Here is a 17,471-nt window from a genome sequence, read left to right on the forward strand (position 1 = left end):
ATGCCGCCAAAAGGATGTTGACGACGTGAAGGAATTCCGACAGAATAGCGCTCCTTCGACGCAGGTCGAGGGGCCGACAGCCTCCAGCGCCCCAGGGCGCGGTGCGGTCGGGGCAAGCGAAAGTCTGCGGGAATAGCTCAGTTGGTAGAGCGCAACCTTGCCAAGGTTGAGGTCGCGAGTTCGAGTCTCGTTTCCCGCTCCAGATTTCGACAGGGCCCCCTTGGGGCCTTGTTTTTCTCCGCGGTGGCACGCGGGCATCCGGTCCGGCAGCATCGACCGGGATGTGAAAAAAGGTGTGAAAAAGCTGGCGTGTTTCGAGTGGTTTCGGTAATATGCACGCTTGATTTTGCGGGAATAGCTCAGTTGGTAGAGCGCAACCTTGCCAAGGTTGAGGTCGCGAGTTCGAGTCTCGTTTCCCGCTCCAAATCCTGACCAGGCCCCGTTCTCGGGGTCTTGTTTTATCGGGGCACGCAACACGCCTTCGATGATCGTAGGGTCACCGGCCTGGTGGCAGAGTGGTCATGCAGCGGACTGCAAATCCGCGTACGCCGGTTCAATTCCGACCCAGGCCTCCAAATAGAAACAAGCCCAGAGCCCGCGAAAGCGGGCTTTGTGCGTTGTGGGTCTCCATTCAGGTTGGCGGGCATAGCCGACGGGGCCTACACAGGGCGCTTCGTATGCTGCAGCCGTCCACATTGGCAACCTTATGCAGACACAAAAAGCGCGCGTAGCAACCGGGATCGAAGGGCTCGACAGCGTTCTTGGCGGAGGCTTTCCCCAAGGGCGGCTGTACCTGCTGGAGGGGCCCCCCGGATCGGGCAAGACCACGCTGTCCCTGCAGTTCCTGCTGCATGGATTGAGCAAGGGGGAGCGCTGCCTGTACATCACGCTCTCGGAGACCGCAGACGAACTGCGCGAGGTCGCCGATGCCCACGATTGGTCGCTGGAGGGGCTGGAGCTGTTCGAGTTGGCCTCGGCCGAAGAGGCACTCGGCGATGGGCGGCTGCAGTCCGTCCTGCACTCCTGGGAAGTGGAGCTGGACGAAACGGTCAAGCTGATCCTTCGCGAGGTCGAGCGCATCAAGCCGCATCGCGTGGTCTTCGATTCGCTGTCCGAACTGCGGCTGCTGTCACAGGACCCGCTGCGTTACCGTCGCCAGATTCTCTCGCTCAAGCAGTTCTTCGCGCCCAAAAGCGCGACGGTCGTGCTGGTCGATGACATGACCGCCTCCGGCGAAGAGCGCGATGGCCAGCTGCACAGTCTGTGTCATGGCGTGGTGTCGCTGGAGCGCTTGACGCTGGATTTCGGCCCGGCGCGCCGCCGCATGCATGTGCAGAAACTGCGCGGGGTGAACTTCACCGCCGGCTACCACGACATGACCATCCGCGAGGGCGGCCTGGTCGTGTTCCCGCGGTTGATCGCGCTGGATCACCACGCCAAGTTCGTGGGTACGCCCATCAGCAGCGGGGTGGGTGAGATCGACAGCCTGCTCGGTGGCGGACCCTTGCGTGGCACCAGTACGCTGCTGACCGGCCCCGCTGGGAGCGGCAAGACCAACGTGGCGCTGCAGTACGTCTGGGCGGCGTGCGAGCGCGGCGAGCACTGCTGCATCTTCGAGTTCGATGAGCGCATCGGCACGCTTCTCGCCCGCGCGGAATCGCTGGACATCGATCTGAGCAAGCATCTCGAGTCGGGACTGCTGGAAATCCAGCAGGTCGATCCGGCGGAAATCTCGCCGGGCGAGTTCGCCTGGAACCTGCAGCGTGCGGTCGAGGAACGTCACTGCCAGCTGCTGGTGATCGACAGCCTCATCGGCTACGTCACCGCGATGCCGCAGGAAAAGCAGCTCATGCTGCAGCTGCATGAGATGCTCTCGTATCTCAACCAGAAGGGCGTGGCGACGCTCCTGATCAATCCGCAACATGGCCTGGTCGGAACGATGTCGACCGGCAACCTCGACGTTTCCTATATCGCCGACTCGGTCGTGCTGTTCCGTTTCTTCGAATCGCAGGGCCGCATCCGCAAGGCGATCTCGGTCATCAAGAACCGCGGCGGTGCGCACGAAAACACGATCCGGGAATTGAAGATCGACGGCAAGGGCATTTCGCTCAGTGCACCCCTGGATGAATTCAAGGGCATCCTGACCGGCACGCCGGAGTTCGTTGGCAACACGGCGCATCTGCTGGGCCTCGCCAGTGCGGAATGATGGCGTGTCCGGGGCGATCCACATCTTTGCGCCATTCGGGCGCGATGCGGAGAGCATCGCTTCGGTGCTCCACGCGTCCGGACTGAACACCACGATCCACGACAGCCTGTCGCGGCTGGGCGACGCGCTCGACGATGGCGTGGGCGCCGTGGTCGTCACCGAAGAGGCGGTGACCAAAGGTGCGGGCGCCCTGCTGGAGCCGCTGGCCCGACAGCCCTCCTGGTCGGACATCCCCTTCATCCTGCTGCGCTCGCCGCGCTCGCAGAAGCGCCCGTTGGCCAATCCCGGCCTGCAGCTGGCGATCAACATCATCGAACTGGATCGGCCGTTGGGCAGCAGTTCGCTGCTCAGCTCCGTGCAGAGCGCCCTGAGGGCGCGCGACAAGCAGTTCCTGGTGCGCGACCAGATGCAGGCGCTGGCCGATGGACGGGCCGCACTGGAGCGCAGCGAGGCCGAGCTGCGCCTGGTGGCCGATGCCATGCCGGTGCTGATCGCCTTCATCGACCGCGACCTGCACTACCGCTTCGCGAACAAGGCCTATGAAGCCTGGTTCGGGCGGCCCGTGTCGGAAGTGATCGGCAAGCGCGTGCCGGAGGTGTTCGGGCCGGACGTCTGGAGCAGTCGCCACCTGTTGATCGAGCGTGCGCTGAAGGGCGAGCACATCGTGTTCGAAGCGAACTGGCCGTTCAGTGACGGCCGCCGACGCGACAGTGAAATCCGCTACTCGCCGCGTTTCAACGCGGATGGCGCGCCGGACGGTTTCCATGTATTCGTCACCGATATCACCGCGTCCAAACTCGCCCTGGAGACCAGCCAGCAGCACGCGCTGGACCTCGAGGCGATGGTGGCCGAGCGCACCGCCGAACTGGAGCGCCAGATGGCTGCGCGCGAGGCCAGTGAAGCGGCCCTGCGCCAGTCGCAGAAAATGGATGCGATCGGGCAGTTGACCGGCGGTATCGCGCACGACTTCAACAACATGCTGACCGGCATCCTGTCCTCGCTGGATATCGTGCGCATGCGCCTGGACATGGGGCGCATGGATGGGCTGGAGCGCTTCCTGGATGCGGCGACCGCCTCCAGCCAGCGTGCGGCGGCGCTCACCCAGCGGCTGCTGGCGTTCTCGCGCCGGCAATCGCTGGATTCCAGGACGATGGAACTCAATGAGCTGGTCGGTTCGGTGCAGGACCTGCTGCGCAGCACCCTGGGCGAAACGATCCGCATCCAGATGGCCATCAGCGAGACGCCGCTGCGCGCGAACCTGGACAGTAACCAGTTCGAAAGCGCGCTGCTGAATCTGGCCATCAATGCGCGTGATGCGATGCCCGATGGCGGTAAGTTGCAGCTGCGCACGTTGCACGTCCACGTCGCCGACGGCGAGCTGCCGACCATTCCGGCCGGCGAGTATGCGGTGGTGTCCGTCTCCGATTCCGGCACCGGCATGCCCCCGGAGGTGGTGGAACGCATCTTCGAACCCTTCTTCACCACCAAGCCGATCGGCAAGGGCACCGGGCTGGGCCTGTCGATGGTCTACGGCTTCATGCAGCAGTCCGGCGGCCACATCACCGTGGACTCCGCGCCGGGGCAGGGCACCACGGTGTCGCTGTTCATGCCGGTGGTGCACGAGGTCACCGAAGACGACGACGCCCCCAACGCGCCGCCGGTGTCGCTCGGCGCCGGGCAGTCGATCCTGGTGGTGGAGGATGACGAGCAGGTGCGCATGCTGGTGACCGTGGTGCTCGAAGATCTCGGGTATACCGCCGAAGTGGTCGGCGATGCCGACGGCGCCATCCCGATCCTGGGGTCGTCGAAGAAAATCGACCTCCTGATCACCGATGTCGGGCTGCCGGGCCTCAACGGACGACAGCTGGCGGAAATCGCGCGGCAGTCGCGCCCGGCATTGCCCGTGCTGTTCATGACCGGCTACGCGGAGAAAGCGCAGGAGCGTTCGGCGTTTCTCGACAACGGCATGGCGATGATCGCCAAGCCGTTCCTGCTCGATGCCTTCAGTGAGGCGGTGCGCAGTTCGATTGCCCCACGGCAGTAAATCCGCCCTGTTCTGAACGCTTCAGGCAACGGCTTTATTTAGGTACCTGAAAGTGCCAGCATAGTGGTTTGAAATTGTCGGAGTTTACCCATGCCCCTGTGCGCGATCGCGTATGTCAGCGACGTTGCGGGTCCGTTGTCTGCGGCGCATCTCGATGCTCTTGTCGAAGATGCCATCCGCTTCAACAGCCTGGCTGGGGTCACCGGTGTACTGCTCTGCGATGGCAGTCGGTTCCTGCAGTACTTCGAAGGTCCGGATGACGGGGTGTCGGCCGTGCATGAGCGCGTGCTGCAGGCGCGCAGCCATCGGGCCATCCACAAACTCGGCCATGCACGCGTGCCGCAGCGTTATTTTCCGTACTGGAGCATGCGCTGGCTGGGCGTGGAACCGACCCTGATCGCGGAGTTGTCGGCCGGTGACTGGGAGGCGTTCGCCGATCGCAGCCTGGGCGGCCCGCCGGTGGACAGTGCGATGGAACGGCTGATGCGGTTCGTCGCGCCGCACCTGCCCGAGCGCGCCGGGGTCCAGGAGACCCGCTCGTCCGCCAAGTGAGCGTGCCTCCCGTGACGTTTCCCGGGGGAGTGAGGCCGGACGGTCCCGGATTATCCGGGGTGCCGCCACTGACATATTGCTGTCAATACAGCACCCGCATCATGCAGGTGCGGGCGGCCACGCAATATGAACGGTTCATCATCGCGTCTGCGTTTGCCGGTCGGATAATTGACTTAATGCAACGCCCGTGCAAATTTTAAGTGAACCCGAAGTGAATCCGCCCCTGAGGGGGTTTTGTCGTCCCTGAAGCAAGCAAGTCCCACGGAGGTCGTATGGAATACGGCGAACATGACTTGGCTGACGGAGTGCGAACCGAGCTGGAAGCCAGCTACGTGAAACATGGCTGCGGCCCGGAATTCTGGTCCACCTACCAGCGCGTGCTCGAGCGCCTGGTCCCACCCGCGCAGGGCACCGCGCGAACCCGTGTCACCAATGAGCTGGCGTTGATCATCGAACAGCTGGGGATCGTGCGGCGGGCGCAGTTGGTGCCGCCGCGTAGTGCGCGGACACGCGCACGCTGAGTCCGGGTCGGGGGACCGGGAATCCGCAGGGGAACACCGCCAGCGCGGCGCTACGACACGTGATGAAGACCGATACCCAGCAGCGCCAGCAGCGTGCCGGCCGCGGCGAGCGTGCGCGGGCGCAGCCAGCGCGCGGGACGTTGCTGCATGGCCGCCGTGCTGGTGTACCGGATCAGCCCGATCGGGAACTGCGCGGCGCGCATCCGCGCATCGCACGCATCCTGGCAGTCGCCACAGCCGATGCAGTCCGCGTGTGGCCCGGCACGCACGTCCAGCGCCATCGGACAGACGCTGACGCAGGCGCCGCAATCCAGGCAATCACCCAGGCGGTCGGCGCTGAAACGCGGCATCGGGCCGGCGATGTCTTCATGCGCGGCGCGGAAAGCGTAATCGCGGGCGCTGGTGGGGTCGAGCAGCCCGCGGCCACGCGCCTCGACACCGCCCAACCCCGGCACGCGCGCTCCACGTGGTTCGCCGCGGCGCGCGTGGTAGTGCATCCGCGGGGTGTCGCTGTCGCAGAACATGCCGTGGATGCGCGCATACGGGCACAGCTCGCGGCAGACATGCTCGCGCAGGAAGCCCGCATTGCCCCAGGTGGCCGCCGCATAGAACACGATCCAGAAGGTTTCCCATCCGCTCCACAGCGGCGGCCATGACGTGCCGACCAGCCCGTGGATCGGACTGAAGAAGCCGACGAAGGTGATACCGGTCCATGCCGCCACCAGCATCCACGCCAGGTGCTTGATCGCGCGCGCCGCACCCGCGGCCGGCACCCGGCGCGCAATGCCCTGTTCGATCCAGCGGAACAGCCGGCTCCACAGGGTCTGTGGGCAGCCGTAGCCGCACCACACCCGCCCGGCCAGGTTGGTGAGCAGTACCAGCGCGGTGCCGAGCACGGCGGCCAGCCCCAACAGCAGGCCCACGTCCTGCGGCCAGAGCGTCCAGCCGAACAGATCGAAGCGGCGCGCGGTCAGGTCGAACAGCAGCGCCTGGCGGCCGTCCCAGCGCAGCCACGGCAGCGCGTAGAACCCGGCCAGCAGCAGCGCGGACAACAGCGGACGCCAGCGCAGCGGCGTGTGCGGCTCCGCTGGCGGGGACGCCGGCGGGGTATCGACCAGGTGCAGGGTCAGGCGATTGGACATGGTCACCCCAGCGGCAGATCGTCGTCGTCGCCGGGCATCGGCCGCAGCAGGTACCCGGTGATCGCACTGGCGGCGGCGGTGACCGCCCAGAACATGAAAAAGCCCAGCGTATAGCCGAGCTCGCGGCTGATCTCGTGCTGCGGGAAGCTGATGTCGCGCAGGCGCAACGGGTCGACGAAGGCGAAGAACACCACGCTGGCCAGGCCGGCGGCGATGAAGCTGGGCCACAGGATGGCGCCCCATTGCTGGATCAGCCGTCGGCGGCTGCCGTCGGGCGGGTCGTGCAGGTCGTTCATTGCGGCCACGCTCAGGAGGAGGGGGCAGGGCGGGGCTATACTTCGCGCCGACCGGGGGCCGGGATCGCGGGTGCGCGCTTCCTGTCGAGCTCCCAGACTAGAAGGCTTCGCCACCGGCTTCATTGATCCTGATCAAGGCAGCGGCGGGCCCTGCCGACGACGCTGGGCGGTGCCGCCCGAGGATGTTCATGGCCGATCCCACCGACAACACGCTGCCGCTCCCGGCGCTGGACCTGTGCAGCGAGGACGAGGTCACCCGCCTGGTGCACGACTTCTACGCGCGTGTCCGCGAGGAGCCGCGCCTGGCGCCGGTGTTCGCCGCGCGGATCCACGACTGGGATGCGCACCTGGCCCAGCTGGTCGATTTCTGGTCGGCGATGTTGCGTGGCACGCGTCGCTTCAAAGGCGCGCCGATGCCCAAGCACATGGCCATGGACGAGCTCGACCGCGATCTTTTCGACCGCTGGCTGGCGCTGTTCCGGCAGACCACTGCCGAATGCGGCAACCTGCCGATGCAGCGGCTGGCCGATGATGTCGCCGAGCGCATCGCCGATACGTTCTGGCGCCGCTTCCAGATGCTGCGCTGGCCCAGCCTGCCGATGGCGGGGCGCCCGGGCCTGAATTGATCTGACGCAATGCGCGCGCGCCCATGTACGCGCACGCTGGCGACATGGATACCTTCTCGCCTGCCGCCGCCGGGCTCGCCTGGCACTTCGACCCCGAGCTGCTGCGCCGCCATGATCGGCCCGGCCCGCGCTACACCTCCTATCCGACCGCGCCGCACTTCCATGACGGGTACGGTGAAGCGGCCCTGCGCGGAGCCATCGTGGACAGCAACCGGCTCGGGCGACCGTTGTCGCTGTACGTCCACGTGCCGTACTGCAGCAGCCCGTGCTTCTACTGCGGTTGCAACCGGGTCATCACCCGTGATCACGGCAAGGGCATCGCCTATGTCGCGCGGGTGCTGAGCGAGGCGGACCTGATGGCGCCGCAGTTCGATCCGGCGCGGGAGGTGATCCAGCTGCACCTCGGCGGTGGCACGCCGAACTTCCTCGCGCCGGCACAGATGCGCGAGCTGATCGAGGGGCTGCGTCAGCGCTTCACGTTCAGCACGGCGGCCTCGCGCGACTTTTCCATCGAGCTCGATCCGCGCTTCGTCACGCGCGCCGACATCGCGGTGCTGGCCGAACTGGGCTTCAATCGCGCCAGCCTGGGCGTGCAGGACTTCGATCCCGATGTGCAGAAGGCGATCAACCGCGAGCAGGGCGTGGAAGCCACGCTGGATATCCTGCGTGCATGCCGCGAGTACGGGTTGCGCTCGGTCAATGTCGATCTGATCTATGGGCTGCCGAAACAGACGCTGGCCGGGTTCGCGCAGACGCTGGAAACGGTGTTGCGCGAGCGGCCGGATCGCCTGGCGGTGTATGGCTATGCGCACCTGCCGCATCTGTTCCGTGCGCAGCGCCAGATCGCCGATGCGGATCTGCCCAGCCCCGAACAGAAACTCGCCCTGCTCGGCCTGGCGGTGCAACGGCTCTCCGAGGCGGGGTATCAGTACATCGGCATGGACCACTTCGCGCTGCCGGAGGAAGACCTCTCGCGCGCACAACGCGCGGGTCAACTGCACCGCAACTTCATGGGCTACACCACGCATTCCGATACCGATCTGGTCGGCCTTGGCGCCAGCGCGATCAGCCACATCGGCACCACCTACAGTCAGAATCCGCGCGAGCTGCCGGCCTGGGAAGCGGCGGTGGATGCGGGGCGGCTGCCGGTCTGGCGCGGCCTGGCGCTGGACCCGGACGACGTGCTGCGTGCCGAGCTGATCGGCCAGCTGATGTGCCAGGGCGACGTGGATGGCAGGGCGTTTGCGGCACGGCACGGGGTGGACTTCGAGACGTATTTCGCCGACGGGCTGCGCGCGCTGGCCGCACTGCAGGCCGACGGCCTGGCCGAGTACACGCAGGGCGTGGTGCGGGTCACTGAGCGTGGACGTCCGCTGCTGCGGCTGCTGGCGATGTGTTTCGACCGCTATCTGGCCCAGCCGGACCAGCCGGTGCGGTACTCGCGCGCGATCTGAGCAGGGGCGCATCGGCGCGCGTGCATTCCAAAACCCGGCGTGATCAGGCACCCTATGCGCGCCGTTGCCCGGGTGGCGAAACTGGTAGACGCATCGGACTTAAAATCCGCCGGGGGCAACCCCATGCCGGTTCGATTCCGGCCCCGGGCACCAAGGTTCTTTGAAATCGCGCGCAACGCAAACTTTACGCAGCCGGACGCGCGCCACCGTAGGCTGCGCAGCAACCCACCCCGGACAGGCCTCATGGCAACGCAGCATGTGCAGGGAAAGCACTGGTGTGGAGCGTCGCGCTGCTGCTCGGCGGCGCCGCCCACGCCCAGGATCCGACGCTGCTGCCGGCGCCGAAGGAAGCTGCGGGCGAGGTGATCGACCTCGCGCCGGTGCTGGTCTCGGGCGAGCAGCCCGGGCCCGGCATGTGGCAGGTCCGCGACGCGCAGGGCCACACCCTGTGGATTCTCGGTACCGTGTCGCCGCTGCCCGCCAAGCTGGAATGGCGCGCCGACGAGGTGCGGGCCGTGATCGCCAGCGCGCAGGAGGTGCTTGGCTCACCCGGCTGGACGCTGGACGCCGATGTGGGTTTCTTCCGCGGACTGACCCTGCTGCCCTCGGCGATGAAGGCCGCGCGTGACCCGGACGGGCGCACGCTGCGCGAGCGCCTGCCACCCGATCTCTACGCGCGCTGGGAGGTACTCAAGCAGCGTCATATCGGGCGCGACAAGGGTATCGAGAAGGACCGGCCGCTGGTCGCCGCAGGGGAGCTGTATGCGGCCGCCCTCAAGGATGTCGGCCTGGGGCATTCCTCGCCGGTGTCCAAGGTGGTGGAGAAGGCCAGCAAGGCCCACGGCCTCACACCGGTATCGACGCGGGTGACGATCAAGATCGCCGACCCGCGGCAAGCGCTCAAGGAAGTACGCGGCACCGCACTGCAGGACGTGGAGTGCTTCCGCCGCACGCTGGACGTGGTCGAGCATGGCCTGCCGCTGCTGGCCGAGCGGGCCAATGCCTGGTCGGTCGGCGACATCGCGGCGCTGGAGAGCCTGGCGGTGAAAGGGCAGTATCTGGCGTGCGTGGATGCGGTGGCGACCAGCGAGTTCGGGCGGCGGCGTGGGCTGGCCGACGTCGATGCCCAGGCGCATCGCAAATGGATGGACATGGCCAGCGCTGCGCTGCGTCGCAATGCGGTGACCTTCGCCACCGTGCCGGTGACCTCAATGGTCACGCCCGGTGGCTATGCCGATCAGCTGCGGGCCCGGGGCTACGAGGTCCTGGTGCCGGAATGAGTGCGATGGCGGGGCGTCTACCCAGTGCGAATACTTCGTGGCATAGTCAGCTCAAGTTCATCAAGGAAATACTTCATGCCGCTGCATGCGGTCGCTTATGTCAGCGACGCTATCGAAGGAATCGAAACATCTGATATCGATCAGATTCTGCAGGCAGCAGTGGGATTCAACAAAGTGGCGGGCGTGACCGGCGTGCTGATGTTCGACGGCCAGCGCTTCCTGCAGTACTTCGAAGGGCCGGAGGACGGCGTCGACTCGGTGTTCCAGCGCGTGTTCAACGCGCGCATCCATACGAATCTTCGCGAACTCGCGCGTGGTCCGGTGGACGCGCGTCATTTCCCGCGCTGGACGATGGCATCGGCAGCGGTCGACCCGACGGCACTGGCGCGCATCGCGGATGCGCCGTGGCAGGGATTCCAGTCGCGGCCTGTGGCTGGTGGTGACACGCTGGTCGGCTTCGGGTATCTGCTCGCTGCCTGGACCGGTGTCTCCGGGGAACTGGAACCGGCGGCGGTGACGCTGGGGTCGTAACGCAAAACAACGCTGGCCGTAACAGAATGATCACGGCTCAGCGCCTAGTATGTTTCTACCAGCTGTGACCAGTCTTGCGGGGTTTGCCCTTGGAGGCTGTCTGAAAGGGTAGTAACCGCAGCTGGACCATTATTCCTTTGGCCGTCGTCCGTACTCTCCGCGGGCGGCGGCTTTGTTCTTTGTGGGGCAGGGTCCGGCGCGTTAGGCTTGCATCACCTGCACCCCCGGTTCCGTAGCGCATGACGTATTCCCTGATGATGCCCCGCCTGATGGCCGGCCCGGTTCCGCGGTGCGGAGCCGCTCGATGACGCAGGCCATCTCCGCCGCGCTCGCCCCGCGCATCGGCGTCATCGGGCTCGGCTACGTCGGGCTGCCGTTGACGGTGACCTTCGGCGGAAAACACGCCACGATCGGCTACGACATCGACCACGCGCGCGTGGCCGAGCTGCAGCGTGGGGTGGACCACACCCTGGAACTGGAGGCGGACGAACTCGCCGCCGCGGTGCACGCGCGTTACACCGCCGATCCGTCGGATCTTGCCGAATGCAATGTGTACATCGTGACCGTGCCGACCCCGATCGACGCGCACGAGCAGCCCGACCTGGCGCCGTTGCGCAGTGCCAGTACCCTGATCGCCGGCCTGCTCACCCCGGGCGATATCGTGATCTACGAATCCACGGTCTATCCCGGCACCACCGAAGAAGTGTGCGTGCCGCTGCTGGAAGCAGGATCGGGACTGCGCTTCAACGTCGATTTCTACTGCGGCTACAGCCCCGAGCGGATCAATCCGGGCGACCGCGAACGCCGGCTGCCGGATATCCGCAAGATCACCTCCGGCTCGACGCCCGAGGTCGCCGCGGTGGTCGACGCGCTGTACAAGGGCATCATCACCGCCGGCACCTGGCCGGCGCCCTCGATCCGCGTGGCCGAAGCGGCCAAGGTGATCGAGAACATCCAGCGCGACGTCAACATCGCCTTGGTCAACGAGCTGGCGCTGATCTTCGATCGGCTCGGCATCGACACCCAGGATGTGCTGGACGCCGCCGGCAGCAAGTGGAACTTCCTGCCGTTCCGCCCCGGCCTGGTCGGTGGCCACTGCATCGGCGTGGACCCGTATTACCTGCTGCACAAGTCCGAGAGCGTGGGGTATCACCCCGATCTGATCCACACCGCGCGCCAGGTCAACAACCGGGTCGGCGAGCACGTCGCACAGCGGGTGCTGGCGCTGCTCGCTTCGCGCAGCATCGCCGTCGCACAGGCGCGCGTGCTGGTGCTGGGCGTGACCTTCAAGGAGAACTGCCCGGACCTGCGCAACAGCCGTGCGCTGGAGCTGGCGCAGCGGCTGCAGGCCAGTGGCGCGCGCGTGGACGTGCAGGACCCGTGGGTCGGGCCGGCCGCGCTTGCCGATGCGGGGGTGCACTGGGTCGAGGCACCGGCGGCGGCCGGCTATGACGCCGTGGTGCTGGCGGTAGCGCATGAGCGTTTCCGCGCCTTCGACGCGGCGCAGGTGCGCGCGCTGCTCGCGCCCGGTGGCGTGGTGTACGACGTCAAATCCGTATGGCCCCGGGAAGTGGTGGACGACCGCCTGTAGACTCGGGGCAGCTCTTGATTGAGGAAAGCCATGCATCGCTATCTCGCGTATCTGCTCGCCATCCTGCTGTTCCCGGTCTGCCTGTGGTTGGCCACGATCTGGCCCGCCTGGTACTGGGGCGTGGGGGTGACGGCCGCACTGGCGGTGCTGGGCACCTGGGATCTGCTACAGAAACGCAGCACGCTGCGGCGCAACTACCCGGTGCTGGCGCACTTCCGCTACGGGCTGGAATCGATCGGCCCGGAGATCCGCCAGTATTTCGTGCAGAGCGATCTGGAGGACGTGCCGTTCTCGCGGCAGCAGCGCGCCCTGATCTACCAGCGCTCGAAGAATGAAATGGACGTGGTGCCGTTCGGCACGCTGCGTAGCACGTACGCCGTGGACTACGAATGGATCAACCATTCGCTCGCGCCGACCGAGATCGGCCACCACGATTTCCGCATCCTGATCGGCCCGAACTGCGCCAAGCCGTATTCGGCCAGTGTGTTCAACATCTCCGCGATGAGCTTCGGCTCGCTGTCGGCCAATGCGATCCGCGCACTCAACGAAGGCGCACGGCGCGGCAGTTTCTACCACGACACCGGCGAAGGGTCGATCTCACCGTATCACCGTGAGATGGGCGGCGACCTGGTCTGGGAAATCGGCTCGGGCTACTTCGGCTGCCGTGACGATGCGGGTGGCTTCAGCGAAGAGAAGTTCGTCGCCAACGCCAACCACGATCAGGTCAAGATGATCGAGATCAAGCTCTCGCAGGGTGCCAAGCCCGGCCACGGCGGCGTGCTGCCGGCGGCCAAGGTCAGCGAGGAAATCTCGATCACCCGCGGTGTGCCGATGGGCGTGGATTGCGTCTCGCCGTCGAAGCACAGCGCGTTCAACACGCCGGTCGAGCTGCTGCAGTTCGTGGCGCGGCTGCGGGAGTTGTCCGGCGGCAAGCCGGTCGGTTTCAAGCTGGCCATCGGTCATCCCTGGGAGTGGTTCGGCATCGCCAAGGCGATGCAGGAGACCGGCTTGTTGCCGGACTTCATCGTGGTCGACGGGGCCGAGGGCGGTACCGGCGCGGCACCGGCCGAGTTCATCGATCATGTCGGCGTGCCGATGCATGAAGCCCTGCTGCTGGTGCACAACACCCTGGTTGGTCTGGACCTGCGCGATCGCATCCGGGTCGGCGCGGCCGGCAAGGTGACCAGCGCGTTCGAGATCGCCCGCACCATCGCGCTGGGCGCGGACTGGTGCAATGCCGGGCGGGGCTTCATGTTCGCGCTGGGTTGCATCCAGTCGCTGAGCTGCCACAGCGACAAATGCCCGACCGGCATCGCCACGCAGAACCCGCATCGCTGGCGCCACCTGGACGCGACCGACAAGGCCACGCGCGTGCACAGCTATCACGAGAACACGCTGCGTGCGCTGCGCGACCTGCTGTGCGCGGCCGGCCTCCATGATCCGTCGGAGCTGGGGCCGGAACACATCCTGCGCCGTGTCTCGCCGGTGGAGATCCGTTCGCTGGCGTCGCTGTACCGGTATCTCGCCCCGGGCGAGCTGCTGCGCAAGGTGCCGGACCATGCCGTCTTCCACGATTACTGGGCCGATGCGCGCAGCGATTCCTTCCAGCCCCCGGCGCGCATCCAGGCGCTGCGGACGAGCAAATCGCGATGAGTGGAGAGCGTACCGTTCAACTGCGTGTGGGACGTGCCGATGAGGCCGACGCCCTGTGGGTGCTGCGCACGCGCTGCGTGCGCGAACTGTGCAGCGCGGCCTATCCGCCGGAGGTCATCGCGCCCTGGTCGGCCACGCCACCGCCGGTGCACTATCGCGCGCTGTTGGCGGCTGGTGGCTGCGTGGTCGCCGAAGACAGCGACGGCGCCCTGCTGGGGTATGGGGTGATCGATCGGGACGGCAATGAGATCGACGCGCTGTTTGTCGATCCCGACTGCGGTGGCCGTGGCATCGGCCTGACCTTGATGCAGGCGATGGAGGCGTTGGCCGATCCGGCGCGTCCGCTGGTGCTCTCGGCTTCGCTCAACGCGGTGCCGTTCTACACCCGTTGTGGCTTCGAGGCCCTGCGCGAGGAACGCTATCCGCATCCCAGCGGGGTAGCGCTCGCCTCGGTGCGCATGCAGCGCACACGGTGATGCCGGCCAGCGGCCGGCACTCCCTCGATGCTGCGCGCGTCAGGGCGCGTCACTGGTAGTGCCGGCCGCTGGTCGGCACCTCGCGATCTATGCCTGCGCCAACCAGGCCACCACGCCACGCCCGGCGCGCAGCCCGCTGGCGTAGCACGCCGTCAGCAGGTAACCGCCGGTCGGCGCTTCCCAGTCCAGCATCTCGCCGGCGCAGAACGTGCCGGGGCGCTCGTGCAGCATCAACTGCGGGTCCATCGCCTCCAGCCGCACGCCACCGGCGGTGCTGATCACTTCATCGATCGGCCGCGGTGCCTGCAGTGCCAGCGGCAGGCGCTTGAGTGCGTGCGCGATCCGGTCCTGCGGCAGCTGTCCGGCCTCGCGGCCCAGCACCTCGAACAGCAGTGCGGATTTGACCCCGCCCAGGCCGAGCTGGCGACGCAGGAACTCGCCGAAGCTGCGGCCCTGGCGCGGCTTCTGCAGCTTCTCCAGTACCTGTGCTTCGGTCTGGCCCGGCAACAGGTCCAGCTGCAGGTCCACCCGGCCATCGCGGGCCAGTCCGTCGCGCAGATCGGCCGACAGCGCATAGATCAGGCTGCCTTCGATGCCGGTCGCGGTGATCACGCATTCGCCCTGCAGCGAACGCGGCTGACCCTGCAGGTCGGTCCAGTGCGCCACCACCGGCTTGAGCGGGGCACCGGCCTGGCGCTCGCTGAAGTAGGGCGTCCAGCCGATGTCGAAGCCGCAGTTGGCCGGCTTCAGTGGGGCGATGTCGATGCCGCGCGCGGTCATGGGAGAGACCCACGCGCCATCCGACCCCAGTTCCGGCCAACTGCCGCCGCCGAGCGCGAACACCACGGCGTCGGCAGTCACGGTGGTCTCGCCTTCAGGGGTCTGGAAACACAGCGCGCCCGCGTCATCCCAACCGCTCCAGCGATGCTGCACATGGAAGCGCACACCCTGTTCCTTCAGCCGCCGCACCCAGCCGCGCAGCAGCGGCGCGGCCTTGCGGTCGACCGGGAACACGCGCCCCGAACTGCCCACGTAGGTCTCCACCCCGAATGCCAGCGCCCAGGCGCGCAGCGCCTCGGCATCGAAATCGGCCAGCCAGCCGCCCACCGCTTCCGCCCGCTCGCGATAACGCGAGACGAACACGTCGCGCGCATCGGAGTGGGTCAGGTTGAGGCCGCCCTTGCCGGCGATCAGGAACTTGCGGCCGGGTGATCCCTTGGCCTCGTACAGATCGACGACGTGGCCGGCAGCGCGCACGGTTTCCGCCGCCATCAGGCCGGCGGGACCGCCGCCGATGATCGCGACCCGGCGTGGGGTAGTCAGGGCAATGCTCATGCAGGCAGGATCAACGCGGCTTGACGTCGAGCAGCTCGACATCGAACACCAGCGAGGAGTTCGGTGCGATCGGGCCGGCGCGGCGCGCGCCATAGCCATACTCGGCGGGAATCATCAGCGTGCGCTTGCCGCCCACCTTCATCCCGGCGAAACCTTCGTCCCAGCCCTTGATGACCTGGCCCTGGCCGAGATCGAAGCTGAAGGGCTCGCCACGGTCCACGGAGCTGTCGAACTTGTCGCCGTGCTTGTCGGCGGTGCGTTCGTCGTAGATCCACCCGGTGTAATGCACCGTGACCTTGCTGCCCGGCGTGGCCTCGGCGCCGGTGCCCGGCTGGGTGTCGATCTTCTCGAACTGCGCGATGCTGCCACCGGGCGGCGGGCCGGGCGGGGTGCAGGCCGCCAGCAGCGACAACATCAGGGGGGCGAGCAGGTAACGCGGCAGACGGCGCATGGCGGGCTCCGGATCCAAAAAACGGGGACGCAAGGGTAGCGCATCGCCGGGCGCTATCATGGGCGCATGTCGAAACTGCTGCTCAACCTGCGCAATGTCGCGGACGATGAAATCCAGGATGTCACTGCCCTGCTGGACAAGGCGGGCATCGCCCATTACCGCACCGAGCCCAGCCCCTGGGGAATCTCCTTTGGTGGGATCTGGGTCCGCGACAACGAGGATCACCCGCGGGCCAAGGCGCTGATGGCCGAGTACCAGCAGGCGCGCGGTGAACGCGTCCGCGGTGAGCGCGAGGCCGCCCTGCGCGAGGGCACGGCCGAGACCTTCGGCAGCCTGATCCGGCGCCGCCCGGTGTTCGTGGTCGCGGTGCTGATCGGCATGGCCGTCGCGACCGCGCTGGTGCTGCTGCCGTTCGTGCTGCTGCGCGGCTGATTCCCGGCCGGGTCAGGCGCGGCGCCTGCCCAGCGGCTAAAATGGCGGGATGATCGCCAATACCGCCGCCTACCACTTCACTCCCGTCGCCGACCCGGACGCGCTGTGCGCGACCCTGCTGGAGCGGGCAACCGCCGCGCGGCTGCGCGGCACGATCCTGGTGGCGGGCGAGGGCATCAACCTGTTCCTGGCCGGCGCCGAGCCCGGGATCGACGGTTTCTACGCCGCGCTGTGGGCGGATCCGCGGTTTGCCGGGCTGCGCGTGAAGACCAGCTACAGCCACATGCAGCCGTTCGCCCGGCTCAAGGCCAAGGTCAAGCCGGAGATCATCAGTTTCCGCATCGACGACGGCCAGCCGCTGGCCTATCCGCGCGCACCCTCGATCGATCCGGCCACGGTGCAGCGCTGGCTGCGCCAGGGGCACGATGACGCGGGCAAGCCGGTGGTGATGCTGGACACCCGCAACACCCAGGAAATCGAGTACGGCACCTTCCAGGACGCGCTGGTGCTGCCGATCACCAAGTTCACCGACCTGCCCGAGGCCCTGGCCCCGCACCGCGAGGCGCTCAAGGACAGCACGGTGGTCAGCTTCTGCACCGGCGGCATCCGCTGCGAGAAGGCGGCGCTGTGGATGCGCAACGATGGCATGGACAACGTCCTGCAGCTGGACGGCGGCATCCTGGGCTATTTCGAGGCCGTAGGCGGCGAGGGCTATGACGGCCGCTGCTTCGTGTTCGACGAGCGGGTGGCGCTGGACCCGGCCCTGCAACCGCTGGTCGACCAGGACGCCGACGCTGCCTGAGCCGTCTTCACGGCCTTGATTGTCCTGAATCGTCCCGAGACGGAAATCAGCGTCTTGCCATCCGCGCCTTGTGAGCGGT

General features: G+C 67.0%; 17 protein-coding genes and 4 tRNA genes. 17 read left to right on the forward strand and 4 right to left on the reverse strand.

Annotated features, from left to right (window positions below; genetic code table 11):
- The first annotated feature begins 126 nt into the window (after window positions 1-126).
- The 7 genes from ABE434_RS09035 (at window position 127) to ABE434_RS09065 (ending at window position 5,323) form a co-directional block, all read left to right on the forward strand.
- Window positions 127-202, forward strand: a tRNA-Gly gene (locus ABE434_RS09035).
- A 146-nt stretch (window positions 203-348) separates the two neighbouring features.
- A tRNA-Gly gene (locus ABE434_RS09040) sits at window positions 349-424 on the forward strand.
- 77 nt (window positions 425-501) lie between these two features.
- A tRNA-Cys gene (locus ABE434_RS09045) sits at window positions 502-575 on the forward strand.
- A 119-nt stretch (window positions 576-694) separates the two neighbouring features.
- Window positions 695-2,206 carry an ATPase domain-containing protein gene (locus ABE434_RS09050; RefSeq protein WP_346478645.1) on the forward strand — a complete coding sequence of 504 codons (1,512 nt, stop codon included), beginning with the start codon at window positions 695-697 and terminating at the stop codon, window positions 2,204-2,206.
- Between the two features lie 4 nt (window positions 2,207-2,210).
- Complete coding sequence (locus ABE434_RS09055) at window positions 2,211-4,250, forward strand: ATP-binding protein (RefSeq protein WP_346478594.1); 2,040 nt, start codon at window positions 2,211-2,213, stop codon at window positions 4,248-4,250.
- Between the two features lie 90 nt (window positions 4,251-4,340).
- Entirely contained in the window at window positions 4,341-4,802 is a 462-nt protein-coding gene (locus tag ABE434_RS09060; protein ID WP_346478595.1) for a BLUF domain-containing protein, read from the forward strand.
- 272 nt (window positions 4,803-5,074) lie between these two features.
- Entirely contained in the window at window positions 5,075-5,323 is a 249-nt protein-coding gene (locus ABE434_RS09065; protein ID WP_346478596.1) for a hypothetical protein, read from the forward strand.
- Between the two features lie 50 nt (window positions 5,324-5,373).
- Here the strand turns inward: ABE434_RS09065 and ABE434_RS09070 are convergent, their stop codons facing one another.
- A complete protein-coding gene (locus tag ABE434_RS09070; RefSeq protein WP_346478597.1) occupies window positions 5,374-6,465 on the reverse strand; it encodes a 4Fe-4S dicluster domain-containing protein in 1,092 nt (363 codons plus the stop codon).
- A gap of 2 nt (window positions 6,466-6,467) precedes the next feature.
- Complete coding sequence (locus ABE434_RS09075; RefSeq protein WP_346478598.1) at window positions 6,468-6,761, reverse strand: hypothetical protein; 294 nt, start codon at window positions 6,759-6,761, stop codon at window positions 6,468-6,470.
- A gap of 182 nt (window positions 6,762-6,943) precedes the next feature.
- On the opposite strand from ABE434_RS09075, the gene ABE434_RS09080 reads away from it, so the two are divergent.
- The 8 genes from ABE434_RS09080 to ABE434_RS09115 all read left to right on the forward strand — a co-directional run bounded on the left by ABE434_RS09080 (window position 6,944) and on the right by ABE434_RS09115 (window position 14,372).
- Window positions 6,944-7,387, forward strand: coding sequence for a group III truncated hemoglobin (locus tag ABE434_RS09080; RefSeq protein WP_176989609.1), 444 nt, complete (start codon window positions 6,944-6,946; stop codon window positions 7,385-7,387).
- Window positions 7,388-7,431: 44 nt separating this feature from the next.
- Window positions 7,432-8,841 carry an oxygen-independent coproporphyrinogen III oxidase gene (gene hemN / locus ABE434_RS09085; RefSeq protein WP_346478646.1) on the forward strand — a complete coding sequence of 470 codons (1,410 nt, stop codon included), beginning with the start codon at window positions 7,432-7,434 and terminating at the stop codon, window positions 8,839-8,841.
- A gap of 66 nt (window positions 8,842-8,907) precedes the next feature.
- A tRNA-Leu gene (locus ABE434_RS09090) sits at window positions 8,908-8,994 on the forward strand.
- Between the two features lie 122 nt (window positions 8,995-9,116).
- Window positions 9,117-10,121, forward strand: a complete 1,005-nt coding sequence (locus tag ABE434_RS09095) for a TraB/GumN family protein (protein WP_346478599.1) — start codon at window positions 9,117-9,119, stop codon at window positions 10,119-10,121.
- Between the two features lie 75 nt (window positions 10,122-10,196).
- Window positions 10,197-10,652 (forward strand): BLUF domain-containing protein, encoded by a 456-nt coding sequence (locus tag ABE434_RS09100; protein WP_346478600.1) that lies wholly within the window; start codon window positions 10,197-10,199, stop codon window positions 10,650-10,652.
- Window positions 10,653-10,956: 304 nt separating this feature from the next.
- The gene (locus ABE434_RS09105; RefSeq protein WP_346478601.1) at window positions 10,957-12,243 is read left to right on the forward strand and encodes a nucleotide sugar dehydrogenase; all 1,287 of its coding nucleotides are present in this window, start codon (window positions 10,957-10,959) and stop codon (window positions 12,241-12,243) included.
- Between the two features lie 30 nt (window positions 12,244-12,273).
- Window positions 12,274-13,896 (forward strand): FMN-binding glutamate synthase family protein, encoded by a 1,623-nt coding sequence (locus ABE434_RS09110; RefSeq protein ID WP_346478602.1) that lies wholly within the window; start codon window positions 12,274-12,276, stop codon window positions 13,894-13,896.
- Window positions 13,893-14,372 carry a GNAT family N-acetyltransferase gene (locus tag ABE434_RS09115; RefSeq protein ID WP_346478603.1) on the forward strand — a complete coding sequence of 160 codons (480 nt, stop codon included), beginning with the start codon at window positions 13,893-13,895 and terminating at the stop codon, window positions 14,370-14,372. Before ABE434_RS09110 ends, ABE434_RS09115 begins: the two co-directional genes overlap by 4 nt.
- An 87-nt stretch (window positions 14,373-14,459) precedes the next feature.
- On the opposite strand, the gene ABE434_RS09120 is transcribed toward ABE434_RS09115, so the two are convergent.
- Together ABE434_RS09120 and ABE434_RS09125 are read right to left on the reverse strand one after the other, a co-directional pair.
- Window positions 14,460-15,707, reverse strand: a complete 1,248-nt coding sequence (locus ABE434_RS09120) for a TIGR03862 family flavoprotein (protein ID WP_346478604.1) — start codon at window positions 15,705-15,707, stop codon at window positions 14,460-14,462.
- A gap of 10 nt (window positions 15,708-15,717) precedes the next feature.
- Window positions 15,718-16,158 (reverse strand): FKBP-type peptidyl-prolyl cis-trans isomerase, encoded by a 441-nt coding sequence (locus ABE434_RS09125; protein ID WP_019183352.1) that lies wholly within the window; start codon window positions 16,156-16,158, stop codon window positions 15,718-15,720.
- A 66-nt stretch (window positions 16,159-16,224) separates the two neighbouring features.
- Between ABE434_RS09125 and ABE434_RS09130 the strand changes: the two genes are divergently transcribed.
- Together ABE434_RS09130 and ABE434_RS09135 are read left to right on the forward strand one after the other, a co-directional pair.
- On the forward strand, window positions 16,225-16,590 hold the full coding sequence (locus ABE434_RS09130; RefSeq protein WP_176989617.1) for a DUF6164 family protein: 366 nt from the start codon (window positions 16,225-16,227) through the stop codon (window positions 16,588-16,590).
- Between the two features lie 49 nt (window positions 16,591-16,639).
- Window positions 16,640-17,392 (forward strand): sulfurtransferase, encoded by a 753-nt coding sequence (locus tag ABE434_RS09135; protein WP_346478605.1) that lies wholly within the window; start codon window positions 16,640-16,642, stop codon window positions 17,390-17,392.
- Window positions 17,393-17,471: the final 79 nt, after the last annotated feature.

The sequence above is a fragment of the Stenotrophomonas sp. TWI1183 genome (assembly GCF_039673115.1).
Taxonomy (GTDB): Bacteria; Pseudomonadota; Gammaproteobacteria; order Xanthomonadales; family Xanthomonadaceae; genus Stenotrophomonas; species Stenotrophomonas maltophilia_AA.